Origin of the sequence: Inhella sp. (genome assembly GCF_027532025.1) — a bacterium.
In the GTDB taxonomy this organism is placed as follows: domain Bacteria; phylum Pseudomonadota; class Gammaproteobacteria; order Burkholderiales; family Burkholderiaceae_C; genus Inhella.
The window spans coordinates 1-14681 of sequence record NZ_JAPZSY010000134.1; the positions used below are offsets into that span (position 1 = coordinate 1).

At 65.7% G+C, this 14681-nt stretch carries 12 protein-coding genes and 2 pseudogenes; 8 read left to right on the forward strand and 6 right to left on the reverse strand.

The features are described from left to right. Positions 1-637: 637 nt before the first annotated feature. Positions 638-1654 (forward strand): HEPN domain-containing protein, encoded by a 1017-nt coding sequence (locus tag O9335_RS15710; protein WP_298389813.1) that lies wholly within the window; start codon positions 638-640, stop codon positions 1652-1654. A gap of 189 nt (positions 1655-1843) precedes the next feature. Further along, a complete protein-coding gene (locus O9335_RS15715; protein WP_298389815.1) occupies positions 1844-2563 on the forward strand; it encodes an NYN domain-containing protein in 720 nt (239 codons plus the stop codon). Between the two features lie 57 nt (positions 2564-2620). Here the strand turns inward: O9335_RS15715 and O9335_RS15720 are convergent, their stop codons facing one another. Further along, complete coding sequence (locus tag O9335_RS15720) at positions 2621-3190, reverse strand: hypothetical protein (RefSeq protein ID WP_298389817.1); 570 nt, start codon at positions 3188-3190, stop codon at positions 2621-2623. 85 nt (positions 3191-3275) lie between these two features. Here O9335_RS15720 and O9335_RS15725 point away from each other — a divergent pair, with 85 nt between their 5' ends. Continuing rightward, positions 3276-4253, forward strand: a complete 978-nt coding sequence (locus O9335_RS15725) for a transposase (RefSeq protein WP_298389819.1) — start codon at positions 3276-3278, stop codon at positions 4251-4253. Here the strand turns inward: O9335_RS15725 and O9335_RS15730 are convergent. Then, positions 4240-4625 (reverse strand): annotated as a pseudogene (locus O9335_RS15730) (type II toxin-antitoxin system VapC family toxin). The gene O9335_RS15725 and the pseudogene O9335_RS15730 sit on opposite strands and share 14 nt — an antisense overlap. Next, on the reverse strand, positions 4622-4870 hold the full coding sequence (locus O9335_RS15735; protein ID WP_298389822.1) for a prevent-host-death protein: 249 nt from the start codon (positions 4868-4870) through the stop codon (positions 4622-4624). The pseudogene O9335_RS15730 and the gene O9335_RS15735 overlap by 4 nt, the downstream one beginning before the upstream one ends. 207 nt (positions 4871-5077) lie before the next feature. Between O9335_RS15735 and O9335_RS15740 the strand changes: the two genes are divergently transcribed. Beyond that, positions 5078-6679, forward strand: coding sequence for an O-antigen ligase family protein (locus tag O9335_RS15740; protein WP_298389825.1), 1602 nt, complete (start codon positions 5078-5080; stop codon positions 6677-6679). A gap of 19 nt (positions 6680-6698) precedes the next feature. Here O9335_RS15740 and moaC read toward each other — a convergent pair whose 3' ends face one another. Then, a complete protein-coding gene (moaC, locus tag O9335_RS15745; RefSeq protein ID WP_298389827.1) occupies positions 6699-7196 on the reverse strand; it encodes a cyclic pyranopterin monophosphate synthase MoaC in 498 nt (165 codons plus the stop codon). A 211-nt stretch (positions 7197-7407) separates the two neighbouring features. On the opposite strand from moaC, the gene O9335_RS15750 reads away from it, so the two are divergent. Next, positions 7408-8955, forward strand: coding sequence for a M48 family metalloprotease (locus O9335_RS15750; RefSeq protein WP_298389830.1), 1548 nt, complete (start codon positions 7408-7410; stop codon positions 8953-8955). Between the two features lie 19 nt (positions 8956-8974). Here O9335_RS15750 and O9335_RS15755 read toward each other — a convergent pair whose 3' ends face one another. Beyond that, on the reverse strand, positions 8975-9319 hold the full coding sequence (locus O9335_RS15755) for a phage holin family protein (RefSeq protein WP_298389832.1): 345 nt from the start codon (positions 9317-9319) through the stop codon (positions 8975-8977). Positions 9320-9569: 250 nt separating this feature from the next. On the opposite strand from O9335_RS15755, the gene O9335_RS15760 reads away from it, so the two are divergent. From O9335_RS15760 to O9335_RS15770, 3 genes and pseudogenes are all read left to right on the forward strand, one after another. Further along, positions 9570-10532 carry a TerC family protein gene (locus O9335_RS15760; protein ID WP_298389834.1) on the forward strand — a complete coding sequence of 321 codons (963 nt, stop codon included), beginning with the start codon at positions 9570-9572 and terminating at the stop codon, positions 10530-10532. 27 nt (positions 10533-10559) lie between these two features. Then, positions 10560-11027: pseudogene (locus O9335_RS15765) on the forward strand (SDR family oxidoreductase); the annotation flags it as partial. 176 nt (positions 11028-11203) lie between these two features. After that, positions 11204-11650, forward strand: a complete 447-nt coding sequence (locus O9335_RS15770) for an SWIB/MDM2 domain-containing protein (protein ID WP_298389837.1) — start codon at positions 11204-11206, stop codon at positions 11648-11650. A gap of 84 nt (positions 11651-11734) precedes the next feature. Here O9335_RS15770 and uvrA read toward each other — a convergent pair whose 3' ends face one another. Continuing rightward, complete coding sequence (gene uvrA / locus O9335_RS15775; protein WP_298389840.1) at positions 11735-14608, reverse strand: excinuclease ABC subunit UvrA; 2874 nt, start codon at positions 14606-14608, stop codon at positions 11735-11737. Between the last annotated feature and the right edge of the window lie 73 nt (positions 14609-14681).

Here is a 14681-nt window from a genome sequence, read left to right on the forward strand (position 1 = left end):
GCGGCCCTTTTGTTGGCCCTGACTGGCCTGGCCGTGTATGCCGCCGCCCTGACTCGGCCGACGCTCGGATCGCCTCAGGGCTCGGCAACTTGATCACCGCCCAATCCCCCGCCACTTCAACACCGCCTGTTCGGGTGGAAATGGATTTTGCAAGTCCGACTCTTTACAAATAAAGTCGAAAACTCGTAAATAAAGTCGAAAACTGAATTCACCCCCCAACGGCCCGCCGGTGACCCTGGCGGGCCGTCGTGTTTGCGCCCCGTCACTATGAAAGCAATGCTCAGGGGGTGCCTTGGTGATTGCTGGGAGGCGCGGTTCAGTTTTCGACTTTATTTGTCAGCGACTACCGGGCAGTCGAATGATCGGCGCGGGGCGAGGCGGTACCTGCTTCAGGCTGGGAGCGGTCCCTGGCAACAAGCGATTCAAGCAGCGGGCCTTAACACTCGGTAGTTCGATCGATTTCTTACCTGCGCGGAACGGGGCGAAGGGCGAACACCTACGCCCTTGCTCCACGGGCCTTCGAACCTCGGCACTCAGGAAGCGGCACGATGCATTGAATACCTAGACTCGCAGGACCACTGCTGCAAAAGTCAAAGTCGTGAGACTGCACGACGCCAACCCTTTCAAATGAGTCACGATGAAGTCTGCTGACGGATACACGTTGCGCGTGTCTGTGAAGGTGCGCGGAGAGTCCCCCAGTGGTGGACTTGAGGACGAACCAACGATTGATGTTGGAGGTGTCCACGTAGTCGTGCAGCAGCGCGGCCGATTCCTTGTTTTACGCGCAGCGAACTTCAACACAGAAGCAGATGCTGAGGCGTTCTTGCCCCGGCTCAAGGGCGGCTTGTGGAATCTTGCCATTGAGTACAACTTCGCGTTCATCCCCTTCTTCGGGCGCCGAGACATCACACGCCACGAGGATCCCTGTAAAGCGGCGAGGAACTTGGCGCGGAACTTCGGTATGCCGGTAACGGAACCGGTTCAACCTGTGCATGGCCTGACCGAGGAGGAGGGCTACACCATCTTTCGCAGCGACGAGAGCATCCGATTTCTCGGAATGGGAGACGCGACTGTGCGCGTGTCGACCGGATGGGCAAATGCCGCTCGAGCGCTCGCTGATGGCATTGAACGAGTCCGCGTTAAGGCAGACGAGGCCGACCCAAATCTCGCGACTGCGATCGATCTATACCTGTCTAGCTTCTATGAAGCTTCAGGTAGGGCGCGCTTTCTCACTCTGATGACGGCACTTGAAGTTCTCGCGCCGGTCACGGATAAGCACGCCGCCGCAGTTCGACTGTTAGTCAACCTCCACAAAGCGATAGACGTCGAACTTGCAGCTGAGACTGACTCGGATGCCCTTGATGCGCTGCATGCATTGAAGCGCGAGACCGACTTTCGCAAGGAAACGTCGATTTGGCGGCGAATCAGGCACTTGGTGTTGACAGAAGCGCCTCTGGGACCCGAGGAAAGAAACAGATTGGCGAGAAACGTCGTTGCCGCGTATGACTTGCGCGGGGCCGCAGTTCATACCGGAGCAATTGACGCCAATGAGTTGGCAGAGGCAGGTGAGACGGCCTTGCGCGCCGTCAAGCTCCTGCTACGCGGCCGACTTGGCTTGGCAGTCACTGATACCCACAGCGCTCCGCAGGTCTGATCGATGATTGACCCGACCCGCTGCAGAGGCGACTTCGGCTTCAGGCTGAGCTGAGACGCTTGCTCATCCGTGCCTGGAACGCAGCAATCGGGCAATGAAGTTGGCCAAGGCGGCACCCGCAGTCGGCCACGACGGGTCGTTTGCTTGCGGCAACTGTCGAGTAGGCTGTCGGAAGGAGGAAACAAGACAATGGCACAAGACGCACTTCGGCTCGCTGTACTCATCGACGCGGACAACGCCAGCGCAGCGGTAATAAAGGAGTTGCTGGAGGAGGTCGCGAAGTACGGGGTCGCGACTGTGAAACGCTCCTACGGTGACTGGACTACGCAAAACTTGGTGGGTTGGAAGGATCACCTCCACCGCCATGCAATCCAACCGATGCAGCAGTTCGCTTACACCAAGGGCAAGAACAGCACTGACAGCGCCTACATCATCGACGCCATGGACTTGTTGTACGGAGGCAATGTCGATGGCTTCTGTCTCGTCAGCAGCGACAGCGATTTCACTCGACTTGCCACTCGCCTGCGGGAGGCCGGCAAGGTCGTTTATGGGTTCGGAGAACGCAAGACTCCAGACGCTTTCATCGCGGCTTGCGACAAGTTCGTCTTCGTTGAGGTACTGAAACAACCTGCCATAGGCGCAGCCCCTGGGTCACCCGTACAGGTGAAGGATGTTCCGCCCCTTCACGGTCTGCTGACGCACGCTGTGAAAGAGACACAGCGTGACACGGGATGGTCGTCGCTATCAGCCGTAGGCTCCTTCATAAACAAAAATCACGCATCTTTTGATCCGCGGAACTATGGCTTTAGCAAGCTCAGCGACCTGGTGCGCAAGCAACACCACTACTTGGTGGTCAAGGAGACCACAGATGCGGCGGGCTTCAATCACTTGCACATCAAGCTGAAGTAGTCCCGTTTGGATGCCCCTGCCTCCTAATGCCCGCGTGACTCGTTCCGGGAGGTCGAATCACGCAATTTGCTGGCAGCATTGGGTCGGTGCCATCCCCTCAGCGCAGTTCAGCAACATCAACGTGGATGTCTTGAATCGCTGAAAGTACGCGTCGACATCGCTTCCTTCGAGCCGGAGAGGACGATGGAAGTCTCTTCTCTGGTTGACGTCCACGAGATACGTCATCGCCCCCGCCAAGTAGGCGCGCGTCGACAGCGGCATGCTCTTCCAGCTTCCTAGGGGACGGACTAGCAAGCCCCCCGCGTCCAGGTTCGTCGACATCCCTGCACCTGAGTTGCCCATTGCCAGCGCCTTCGCAGCAACCCCAGTCGCCCAAGTTCTGACAAAGACGTCTTGCGGACTTAACTCGAGAAGGCTCCCCAAAGTCGCCTCATCGACTCCGAACGGCTGAGCTGTCCCTGCATAGGCCAGCAATAGAACCTCATCCAAGACCAAGACTTTCTGTTCGCTGCGTTCTGCCTTGGACGCCTTCCCTTTGCCAGCAGGACGCCCATCGGCAGTGACGCCTGCCCCATGGGCAGAGATCGCGAGGATGGCCGCCGGCAACGCGAGCAAAAGGGGGTTCATCAAGCGAGGCAAAGGCCTTCTCCAAGCGAAATGGGGTCAGGTCTCGCCTTTAAACTACCCTACCCGTCTTCAACCCCCGCCTTGTATGGCCCGCCCCCTCCGCCTTGAATTTCCCGGCGCCGTGTACCACGTCACTTCGCGCGGTGACCGGCGTGAGCCCATCTTTCGGGACGACGAGGACCGAGAGCTGTTCTTGCAGACCCTCGGCCTGGGGCTGGCGCGCTTCCATGCCGGTGCTATGGCCTACTGCCTGATGGGCAACCACTACCACTTGGTGCTGCAAACGCATCGCGGGGGCTTGTCGCAGCTGATGCGGCATGTGAATGGGGTGTACACGCAGGCCTTCAACCGGCGGCACGGCTTGGTGGGGCATTTGTTCCAGGGGCGCTACAAGGCCATCGTTTGCGACAGCGATCGCTACCTGATGGCGCTGTGCCGCTACGTGGAGCGCAACCCGGTGGCGGCGGGCTTGGTGCCTTTGCCGGGGGATTGGACATGGAGCAGTTACCGGGCGCACACTGGGCTGGTTGCGGCGCCCGACTGGCTGGACACCACACAACTAGACAGCTTCATGCTGCAGCGTGTTCCCGCCAGTGCAGCTGAGCGCGCCCAAGCGCAGCGCCTGTATGCGCAAGCGGCGGGTGGCGAGGCGGGAGGCAGCGGGGAGCAGGGCGACCTGCAGGGCGACCGACAAGACGAGCGACACGACGAGCGTGGGGCCGAGACCGCCGCCAGTGCCGCTGCCCGGCTGTGGACCGAGGGTTTGCGACAGCAGGTGTACCTCGGCGATGCGGACTTTGTGACGCGTGTGCAGGCGTTGGCGGAGGGGCAGGGGGCGCGCTTTGACCGGCCTCAGGTGCCGCGTGCGCAACGGGCCAGCCCGCTGACGCTGGACGACTGGCTGCTGCGCTGCGCCACGCGAGAGGAGGCTTTGATGCGGGCGCACCGTGAGTCGGGTCTGACGATGACGGCGATGGCCGAGCGTTTGGGTTTGTCGGTGACTCGGGTAGGGCGCTTGATTGCGCGAGCGGAGGCTGCGCTCAGCGGCCTCAAACCCGAATGACCGTGTCGCTGTAAAGCGCCAACGTGGCGTCGTGCGTGACCAGCCGCATGGGCTCGGTCAAGGCCTGGGCCGCCAGCAGGCGGTCGAAGGGATCATGATGGTGGGCAGGCAGTGATGCCACGGCTGCCGCGTGCTCGGCTTCGATGGGCAGGCTGCGGTAGCCCGCGGCGCTGAAGTAGCGCAGGGCTTCCTCGCCAGGAATCGGCATGTCGCCCCATCCCAGCGCGTGCTTGATGCTGATTTCCCAGATGCTGGCCGCACTGACCAGATCGTGTTGCGGGGCGCGAGGAGCAGGGCGCGGGCCTGGGGGCTGAGCTTGGGGTGGTCGGCAATCGCCCAAAGCGCCACATGGGTGTCCAACAGCAAGTTCATCGCGACAGGTCGCCCATGAGCCAGCGAGCCACGTCCTCATTGGCACCATCGATGTTGTCGGGCACCTCGAACCGACCTCTGGCCACGCCGATGCGCTGCGCCGGTGGCGCGGCGTGAAAGGGCGCCAGCCGGGCAGCGTGACGGCCATGACGGGCGATGACGATTTCGCGCTCTTCGCCTTGTTCGATGGCCTCGACCAGGCGGGACAAGGTGGTCTTGGCTTGCAGCACGTTGACGGGCTTCATGGGGGCCTCCGAAAGCTGACTTAGTCTGCTCTGGCTAACCATGACGAGCGAGGGAAGACCTCCGAGGCGCGAATCTCGAATTCGGCGGTTGGCTGGCGACGGGCCCGTGCCCAGCCCCGTCCGACCACAATCGCGGCCCATGTCACCAGCGATTCATCACCAGGGACTGGGTGCGTTCAGTCCGCTCGGCGCAGGTCAGGACGGACGATGAGCGCCATGTCGCTGGCATTCCCCTCTGGATCAGGCAACGCGCCCTGGTTGCCGGGCCCATTCGCATCGGCCGGGGCGATCGCCCTCGCCACCGCCACCCCCGCCTGTCTGGCCCTGCAACTCACCCCGTCCAGCACCGCCATCCAGTCGCTGACGGCCCTGGGGCTTTGGGGCTTGGCTCTGATGGTGGCGGCAGCCACGGGGGCGGGGCGCGAGGTGTGGTGGCGCGGCTTGCTGTGGGGCTGGCTGCTGGTGGCCGTGTTCAACGCGGGTGTGGGGCTGGTGCAGGTGTTCGTGGCGCCAGCCACAGACTATTGGCTGCTGGCGCGCAGCGCCCTGCCGGGTCGCGCCACAGGCAATGTGCGGCAGCCCAACCTGTTGGGCACCTTGCTGTTGTGGGGTGCAGTCGCCGTCGTGGCGCTCGGGGCGCTGTCGGCACGCCGAGGGGCCTTGTCGCGGCGCCGGTGGGTGTTGATGGGCTCGGTGCTGGTGTTGCTGGTGTCGGTGCTGGTGTTGTCGGCCTCGCGCACGGCGTTGTTTCTGGGTCTGCCGGTGTTGGTGGTGTGGGGCCTGGCCGACCGCAGCCTGCCCAAGCCTTGGCGGGTGCTGCTGGTGGCCACACCGGCGATCGCGTTGGGGGCCGGCTGGGTGCTGCATGGCTTGGCGGAATGGATGGGGCTGGGTCTGGGGGCCGAGGCGCGTTTGGCGCAAGAGGGCATGCAGTCCACCTCGCGCTTGCAGGTTTGGCGCGAAACCTGGGCCTTGATCCTGGCCCACCCCGATGGGGTGGGGTGGCACGGCTTCAACAAGGCCTGGACGCTGACGCCGTTTCCCGGTCGGTCGCCGCACTTTTTTGACCACACGCACAACCTGCCGCTGCAGTTGATCGTGACCCTGGGTTGGCTCCGTGGTGGAGTGGCTTGTGCCCTGCTGCTGATCGGGTACGGCGCCGCGACTTGGCAGGCTTGGCGAGCGCAGGGAGAAGAGGCCACGTGCCGGCGCGCGGCGTGGGCGGCCCTGAGCGTCGTGGGTGCCCACAGTCTGATGGAGTACCCCCTGTGGTACCCGGTGTTTCTGTTGCCCACTTTGGCGGCCGGGGTGCTGTGCTGGTTGCCGGAGGCCGACGCCTCCCCAACCCGCGCTGCGCGCACTGGGTGGCGGGCCGGATGGGCCGCGCTGGGCTTGGCCCTGATGCTGGGTTCGGCCTGGGCGGCGTGGGAATACCGCCAAGTGAGCGCGATCTACGCGCCCTCGGCGGGCGACGCCCGCTCGCTGGCCACGCGCATCGCGGCCGGGCAGCGCACCTTCTTCTTTTCGCGTCAGGCGGACTACGCCGCTGCCACCGCCCTGGGCGATGGCCCGGCGGCGCTGGCCGCAGCCGAGCGCACCTCGCTGGCTTTGATCGACACCCGCCTGCTGATGGCCTGGGCTCGGAGCCTGCACGCGGCGGGGCAAACCGACAAAGCCCGATGGCTGGTGGCGAGGCTGCGCGAGTTCCGCAAGCCCGATGGCGAGGCGTGGCTGGCCGAGTGCGACACCGACCCGTCGCTTTGGCAATGCCAGCCGCCTGAGGGGGTGTACGGCTGGCGTGAGTTTTAAGGCGCGGTTGCCGTCGGTTTCAGGGGGCGATCGTCTGGGCTGGTGACAGCCAATCCCCCGACTTGCCGCCACGCTTTTCCAGCACCTGCACGCCGTCGATGACCATGCCGCGGTCGGCAGCTTTGCACATGTCATAGACCGTGAGCAGGCCGACTTGAACCGCGCACAGGGCCTCCATTTCGACGCCGGTGAGCCCGACGGTTTCGGCTTGGGCCGTGCAGACGATGCGGTGGTGCGCGGCGTCCAACTCGAAGTCCACGGTGACGCGGGTCAAGGGCAGGGGGTGGCACAGCGGCACGAGATCGGCGCAGCGCTTGGCGCCCTGGATGGCGGCGATGCGTGCCACGCCCAGCACGTCGCCTTTGGCCGCTTGGCCACTGGCCACCAATGCGAACGTGGCGGCCTGCATGCTGATGTGGCCGCGGGCCCGCGCCACGCGGTGCGTGGCGGCCTTGCTGCCCACGTCCACCATGTGGGCCTGGCCTTGGGCGTCGAAATGGGTGAGCGGGGCGGTCATGGGCCATCAGCCAGAAAGCTTGCAGTCGGGCGATGATAGGAGCCCGCTGGTGGTGGCTTGCGTTCGCGGCTCCGGGCGGATTTGAAGAAAGGCGCGCGGCTGGTCCGCGCGAGGCACGACGATGGTGGGTGAAGCAGGACAAGGGCAAGGGCGTACCGCCCGTTGGACCGAGCGGACTCGGCGCGCAACCGCCTGCGCCTTGGCGGTGTCGATGGCGCTGGGGCCCGCCTGGGTTCAGGGGGCGGCGCAAGGTTCGTCGCGGTTGCCGGCCTTGGGCGATGTCATCTCCGAAAGCCTCAGCCCCATCGACGAGCGGCGCCTGGGCGACACCATCATGGCGGAGATTCGGCCCGACCCCGCGGTGATGGACGACCCGATCCTTGGGGCCTACATCCAATCGCTGTGGAAGCCTCTGCTGCAGGCCGCGCGTGAAGAAGGGCACCTGAGCGACGAGTTGGCCGAGCGTTTCGCCTGGGAAACCTTCATCATTCGCGAGCGCTCGGTGAACGCTTTTGCGCTGCCGGGGGGCTACGTCGGCGTTTACTTGGGCTTGCTCAACATCACCCAACAGCGGGACGAGGTCGCCTCGGTGCTGGCGCACGAACTGGCCCACGTCACGCAGCGGCACATCGCGCGCCGTATCGTGGGCGATTCGCAATCGACCGCGCTGACCATCGTGGGCACCGTGTTGGGCTTGATCGCCGCTTCGCGGGCAGGCAGCGTCGATCTGGCGCAGGCGGCCATCATGGGCGGGCAGGCCGCGGGCATCCAAGCTCAGTTGAATTTTTCGCGCGACATGGAGCGCGAGGCCGACCGCGTGGGCTTTGGGGTGATGACGGCGGCGGGATACCGTCCCTTGGGCATGGCGCGCATGTTCGAGCGCATGGAGCAGGCCATGCACCTGACCGACAGCGGCAACTACCCCTACTTGAGGTCGCACCCCTTGACGACCGAGCGCATCGGCGAGGCGCGCCAGCGGGCTTCGCTCTCGGAAGACGCCCAAGCCGAGCCGAACGGGCGCCTGGAGCATGCGCTGATGGTGGCACGTGGGCGGGTGCTGATGGACGAGCGCGTGGAGGCTTTGCAAAACCTGGTCGGGCTCGATGTCGGTTCGCGCGAAGCGGGTGACGTGGACCAACTGGCCGCGCGCTACACCGCGGCGCTGGCGGCCTACAAGTTGCGGCAGCGCGAACGCGGCGACGCCGCAGTGCTGGCTGCGGAGAAGTGGTGGCCCCGTGCCGCGAGCGACCGTGCCTTTGTGCGGCGCCTGTTCACGTTGTTGCGTGCCGAGGGGGCTTGGTTGGCGGGCGACGGTCCGGCCGGTTTGGCCCTCTTGGATGCCTTGCCTGAGGCTCGCGGCGACCGGGTGTCTCTGCTGCTGCGGGCGCAGTTGGCGGCGCAACCGGGGGTCGACCTGGGCGCCCGGGCGGCCGTGCTGGAGCGCTTGCAGACCCACCAGGTCTTGAACCCGCGAGACAGCCTCGCCTGGGAGGCCAGCGCGCGGTTGTGGGAGTTGCAGGGGCAGCCGCTGCGGGCGCTGCGAGCGCAGGCCGAGTCGCGGGCAGCGTTGGGGGACCTGCGTGGGGCGATCGATCGCCTGCGCTCGGCCCTTCGGCAAACTCGCACCGCGCTAGGTGGCGGCGATCCGATCGAAGCCTCGGTGATCGACGCCCGCTTGCGCACGCTCAGCTACGAGCGTCGCGCCCACTTGCAGGCGCTGTATCCGCGCGGTGTGCCGCGCGACGTCGAGCGCGATTGAGGGGCCGGATGGGGGCGCGTCAGCGCCTGGGCTTGAGCAACGCGTCCACCGCCAAGCCCAGCAGGCTGTAGGCCAGCGAGCCCAGTAAGGCCGAGCCGAACCCTTGAACGACGAAACCGTCCAGCACACTGGCCGCGGCCCAAAAGAGCAGCGCGTTGATGACGAAAAGGAACAGGCCCAGCGTCAGCACGGTGACGGGCAGGGTCAGGACCACCAGCAGCGGACGCAGCAAGGTGTTGAACAGACCCAATACGGCGGCCGCGATCAGGGCCGATACGAAGCTGGTGACGCTCACGCCTGGGACGAGGTGGGCCACGATCAGCAGGGCGCCCGCCAAAAACAGCCAGCGAATCAGGAAGTTCATGGCTCAAGGATAGCGGCCAGCAACGGTTGCCGGCAGCCTGCAAGGCACAATACGCGTCGCTCTGAAAGGGGAGTAGCTGCATGTCCGCGAGGGCATGGCGTGTGGTTCGTCAGCACGGTGTCCGTCGGGCACCCGGGCCCCGCAGCCGGTGTCGCACTTGAGACGCCGTCCCCGCAAGACCTTTCGGACCACCCCAGCGGGAGGCTTGCGCCGGCCCGTTGGGCCTTTGTCGTCTGTTGGGAATCTTCGCATGCAAACCATCGCGCCCCTGTGGCTATGGGGCTTTTTCGTGGCGGCCGTCGTGGTCGCCCTGTTCATCGACTTCGTCGTGCTCAAGAAGCAAGGCGCACACGAGGTCGGCGTCAAAGAGGCGCTGAACTGGTCCATCGTTTGGGTGGCCGTGTCCCTGGCCTTCAATGCGCTGTTCTGGTGGGCCGTGAAGGACACCAGCGGGGACGCCGCCCTTGCCAACACGAAGGCCCTCGAGTTCCTGACCGGCTATCTCATCGAGAAGTCGCTGGCCGTGGACAACATCTTCGTGTTCCTGATGATCTTCACGTACTTCGCGGTGCCAGCGGCCTACCAGAAGCGCGTGCTGATGATCGGCATCATCGGTGCCATCGTGCTGCGCTCCATCATGATCTTGGCGGGCGGCTGGCTGCTCCAGCAGTTCCACTGGATCTTGTACGTGTTCGGCGCCTTCTTGCTGCTCACTGGCATCAAGATGTGGTGGGCGGCTGGGCAAGAGCCCGACTTGGAGAGCAATCCCGCCCTGAAGTTGCTGCGCAAGCTCATGCCGGTGAGCAAGCACTTCGATGGTGAAAAGTTCTTCACGGTCGAGAACGGCAAGAGGATTGCCACGCCCCTGCTGATGGTCATTTGCTTGGTGGGTTTCACCGACGTGATCTTTGCGGTGGATTCGATCCCGGCCATCTTCGCCATCACCACCGACCCCTTCATCGTGCTGACCAGCAACGTGTTCGCCATCTTGGGCCTGCGCGCGATGTACTTCTTGTTGGCGGCGGTGGCGGCCAAGTTCCACCTGTTGAGCTACGGCTTGGCGGTGATCCTGGCTTTCATCGGCACGAAGATGCTGCTGATCGACGTCTACAAGATCCCGGTGGTGGTGAGCCTGGGCGTCGTGGTGGGCATCCTGGCCGTGACCATGGTGCTCAGCGTGCGCACGGCGCCCAAGCTCAAGACCGGCGCCTGAGTCGATTCACGCGAAGCGAACGGCGGCCAGATGCTGGCCGCCAACATGCTGACGCCCATCGCGCTGATGAAGGCCACCGTGGACGCCATGGCCGAGCGCGGCCACGGCCGCGTCATCAACATCAATTCGGGCGCGGTGAAGGCGCCCATCGAGGGGCTGGACGTGTCCGATGGTGCGCGTTCGGGCCTCACCGGCTTCGTGGCCGGCTTGGCAGGGCAAAGCCGTCTGGCGTCGCGCAACGTCACCCTCAACAACCTGTTGCCCGGCAGCTTCGACACCGATCGCATCCGCGCCACTGACGCCGCGGCCGCGCAGGCGCAAGGGCGCGAGGGGGACGCGGTGCAGGCCGAGGAAGTTGCGGCCATCCCCGCTCGGCGGCTGGGGCGGCCCGAGGAGCTCGGTGCGCTGTGCGCCTTCGCGTGCAGCGTGCAGATGGGCCACCTGACGGGGCGGAACCTGCTGCTCGACGGGGGCGCTTGCCCTGGCGCGATGTGACGTGCGTGCCACGCTCCAAGCATCCAAGGGTTTGAGAGCATGATTTCTCCTATGAAAACGCTTCGTTTTCATAGAGGAGCGCATTACCATCGCGGCTGCACGGGATTCGAGAGAACACGCAAGGCCTTGTGACCTGCGCCCGCCCCGGCACTCAACCTCAACACGGAGAGATTCACATGGCAACTGCGAAGAAGGCCGCTCCGGCCAAGAAGGCTGCACCGGCAAAACCCGCGGCCAAGAAGGCCGCGGCCCCGGCGAAGAAGGCGCCTGCAGCCAAGAAGGCTGCAGCCCCCGCGAAGAAGGCCGCTGCTCCGGCCAAGAAGGCTGCGGCCCCGGCGAAGAAGGCCACTGCCGCCAAGAAGCCCGCCGCGAAGCGCACCCCGAACGCCGCCTTCATGAAGGCCCTGACCCCGAGCGCGGCCCTGGCCGCCATCGTGGGCGACAAGGCCCTGCCCCGCACCGAAATCACCAAGAAGGTGTGGGAATACATCAAGAAGAACAAGCTGCAAGACGCGGTGCAAAAGCGTGTCATCGTGGCCGATGCCAAGCTGAAGGAAGTCTTCGGCAAGGCCAAGGCCGACATGTTCGAGATGACCAAGCTGATCAGCTCGCACCTGAAGTGACGACTCGCGCGGCTGGAGCCGCGCTGAATGCCCAAAGCCCCGACGGCGCCCTGCGCCCTCGGGGTTTTCTTTTGCCCGAGCGACTCAGCGGCGCAGCAAGGGCGCGAGGTAGCGGCCCGTGTGGCTGGCCGCGCAGGCGGCCACCTCTTCGGGCGTGCCTTGGGCCACCACGGTGCCGCCGCCTGAGCCGCCTTCGGGGCCCATGTCGATCACCCAGTCGGCCGTTTTGATGACGTCGAGGTTGTGCTCGATGACGACGATGGTGTTGCCCGCATCGCGCAGTTGGTGCAGCACCTTCAGCAGCAACTCGATGTCGGCGAAGTGCAGGCCGGTGGTGGGCTCGTCCAGGATGTAGAGCGTGCGGCCGGTGTCGCGCTTGCTCAGCTCCAGCGCCAGCTTCACGCGCTGCGCCTCGCCGCCCGACAAGGTGGTGGCGCTTTGGCCCAGCTTCACATAGCCCAGGCCCACATCGAGCAGGGTTTGCAGCTTGCGCGCCAGCGCGGGGACGGCGCTGAAGTGCTCGAAGGCGGCCTCGACGGTGAGGTCCAGCACGTCGGCGATGGACAGGCCCTTGTAGTGCACATCGAGGGTTTCGCGGTTGTAGCGGCGGCCGTGGCAGACGTCGCAGGGCACGTACACGTCGGGCAGGAAGTGCATCTCCACCTTCAGCACGCCGTCGCCCTGGCAGCTTTCGCAGCGGCCGCCAGCCACGTTGAAGCTGAAGCGGCCGGCGCCGTAGCCCCGTTCGCGGGCGACCGGCATCTCGGCGAACAGCTCGCGCATGGGCGTGAACAGGCCGGTATAGGTGGCGGGGTTGCTGCGGGGCGTGCGGCCGATGGGCGACTGGTCGACGTTGATGACCTTGTCGAACAGGGCCAGGCCATCGAGCCAGGCATGGGGTGCGGGTTCGGTGTGGCTGCCGTACAGCTTCTTGGCCACGGCGGCGTACAGGGTGTCGTTCACCAGCGTGCTCTTCCCCGAGCCCGAAACGCCGGTCACGCAGGTGAAGAGGCCGACGGGGAAGGCCACGTCCACGTTCTTCAGGTTGTGGCCGTGCGCGTTGTGCACCAGCAGCTGCTCGGCCGGGCGGGCGCGGCGCGGCGGCACGGCGATGCGCCGCGCGCCGCTGAGGTACTGGCCGGTGATGGACGCCGGGTTGGCGGTCACCTCGGCCGGGGTGCCTTGCGCCAGCACGCGGCCACCATGCACGCCGGCACCAGGCCCCAGGTCGAGCACGTGGTCGGCCGCACGGATGGCGTCTTCGTCGTGCTCGACCACCAGCACGGTGTTGCCCAGATCGCGCAGGCGGCGCAAGGTGGCGATGAGCCGGTCGTTGTCGCGCTGGTGCAGGCCGATGCTGGGCTCGTCCAGCACGTACATCACGCCGGTCAGGCCACTGCCGATCTGGCTGGCCAAGCGGATGCGCTGGGCCTCGCCGCCGCTCAGGGTGTCGGCGCTGCGTTCCAGGTTCAGGTAGTTGAGTCCCACGTCGTTCAAGAAGCGCAAGCGCGAGCCGATTTCGCGCAGCACCTTCCCGCCGATTTCGGCCTTGGCCCCTTTGAGCTGGAGGCCGTCCACGTAGGCGAGCGCGTCGCGCAGGGTCATGCGCTCGATCTCGAAAATGGCGCGGCCCTTGTCGCCTGGGCGGTTCACGTCCAGCAGGTGCACGTGGCGGGCCTCGCGGCGCAGCCGGGTGCCGGCGCAGTCGGGGCAGGGCTGGTGGGTTTGGTAGCGGGCCAGGTCCTCCCGCACGGCGGCGCTGTCGGTTTCCTTGAAGCGGCGTTGCAGGTTGGTGAGGATGCCCTCGAAGGGGTGCGATCGCTTCATGCTGCGCTTGCGCCCGCTGGCCGATTCGCTCACGTAGGTGAATGCGATCTCGGTCTCGCCCGAGCCGTGCAGCAGCACGTGCCGGGCTTCATCGCTCAAGCTTTCCCAGGGGGCTTCGAGGTCGAAGCCGTAATGCGCAGCCACGCCCTCCAGCAGGCCGAAGCTGTAGGGGTTGCGGCGGTCCCAGCCTTTCACGGCGCCGCTGGCCAGGCTCAAGGACGGGAAGGCGACAACACGGGCTGGGTCGAAACCCAGCAAATGCCCCAGACCTTCGCAGGAGGGGCAGGCACCGCTGGGGCTGTTGAAGCTGAACAGGCGCGGCTCCAGCTCGGCCAGGGCGTAGCTGCAGATGGGGCAAGCGAACTTGCTGCTGAACAGGGTTTCGGCGCCGCTGGCCATGTCGAGCACCATCGCGCGGCCTTCGCTCAGGCGCAGCGCGGTCTCAAAACTTTCGGCCAGGCGCTGTCGCAGGCTGGTGGCGGCGTCGGGCCCGAGCTTGACGCGGTCGACGACCACGTCGACGTCGTGCTTCTCGGTCTTCTTGAGCGTCGGCAGGTCGGGGGACTCCACGACCACGCCGTCCACCCGAAAGCGCACGAAACCCTGGGCCTGGAGCGCGGTGAACTCGGTGACGAACTCGCCCTTTTTCTCGCGGGCGATGGGCGCCAGCAGTTGCAGCTTGCTGCCTTCTGGCATCGCCAGCACGGCGTCGACCATCTGGCTGACCGACTGGGCCTCCAGCGGCAGGCCGTGGTCGGGGCAGAAGGGCGTGCCGGCGCGGGCGAACAGCAGGCGCAGGTGGTCGTGGATCTCGGTGACCGTGCCCACGGTGGAGCGCGGGTTGTGGCTGGTGGCCTTTTGCTCGATGGCGATGGCCGGCGACAGGCCCTCGATCACATCGACCTCGGGCTTGTCCATCAGCTGCAGGAACTGGCGCGCGTAGGCGCTGAGGCTTTCCACGTAGCGGCGCTGGCCCTCGGCGTACAGGGTGTCGAAGGCCAAGCTGCTTTTGCCCGAGCCCGACAGGCCCGTGATGACCACCAACTGGTGCTTGGGGATGTCGACGTCGATGGCCTTCAGGTTGTGGGTGCGCGCGCCGCGCACGCGGATGAAGGCGGATTCGGAAGACATCGTGGCAGCGAACCGGGGCAAGACAACCGGCCATCATAGGTGGGGGGCGGCTGGCGGCGGGTGGCCGCCCGCG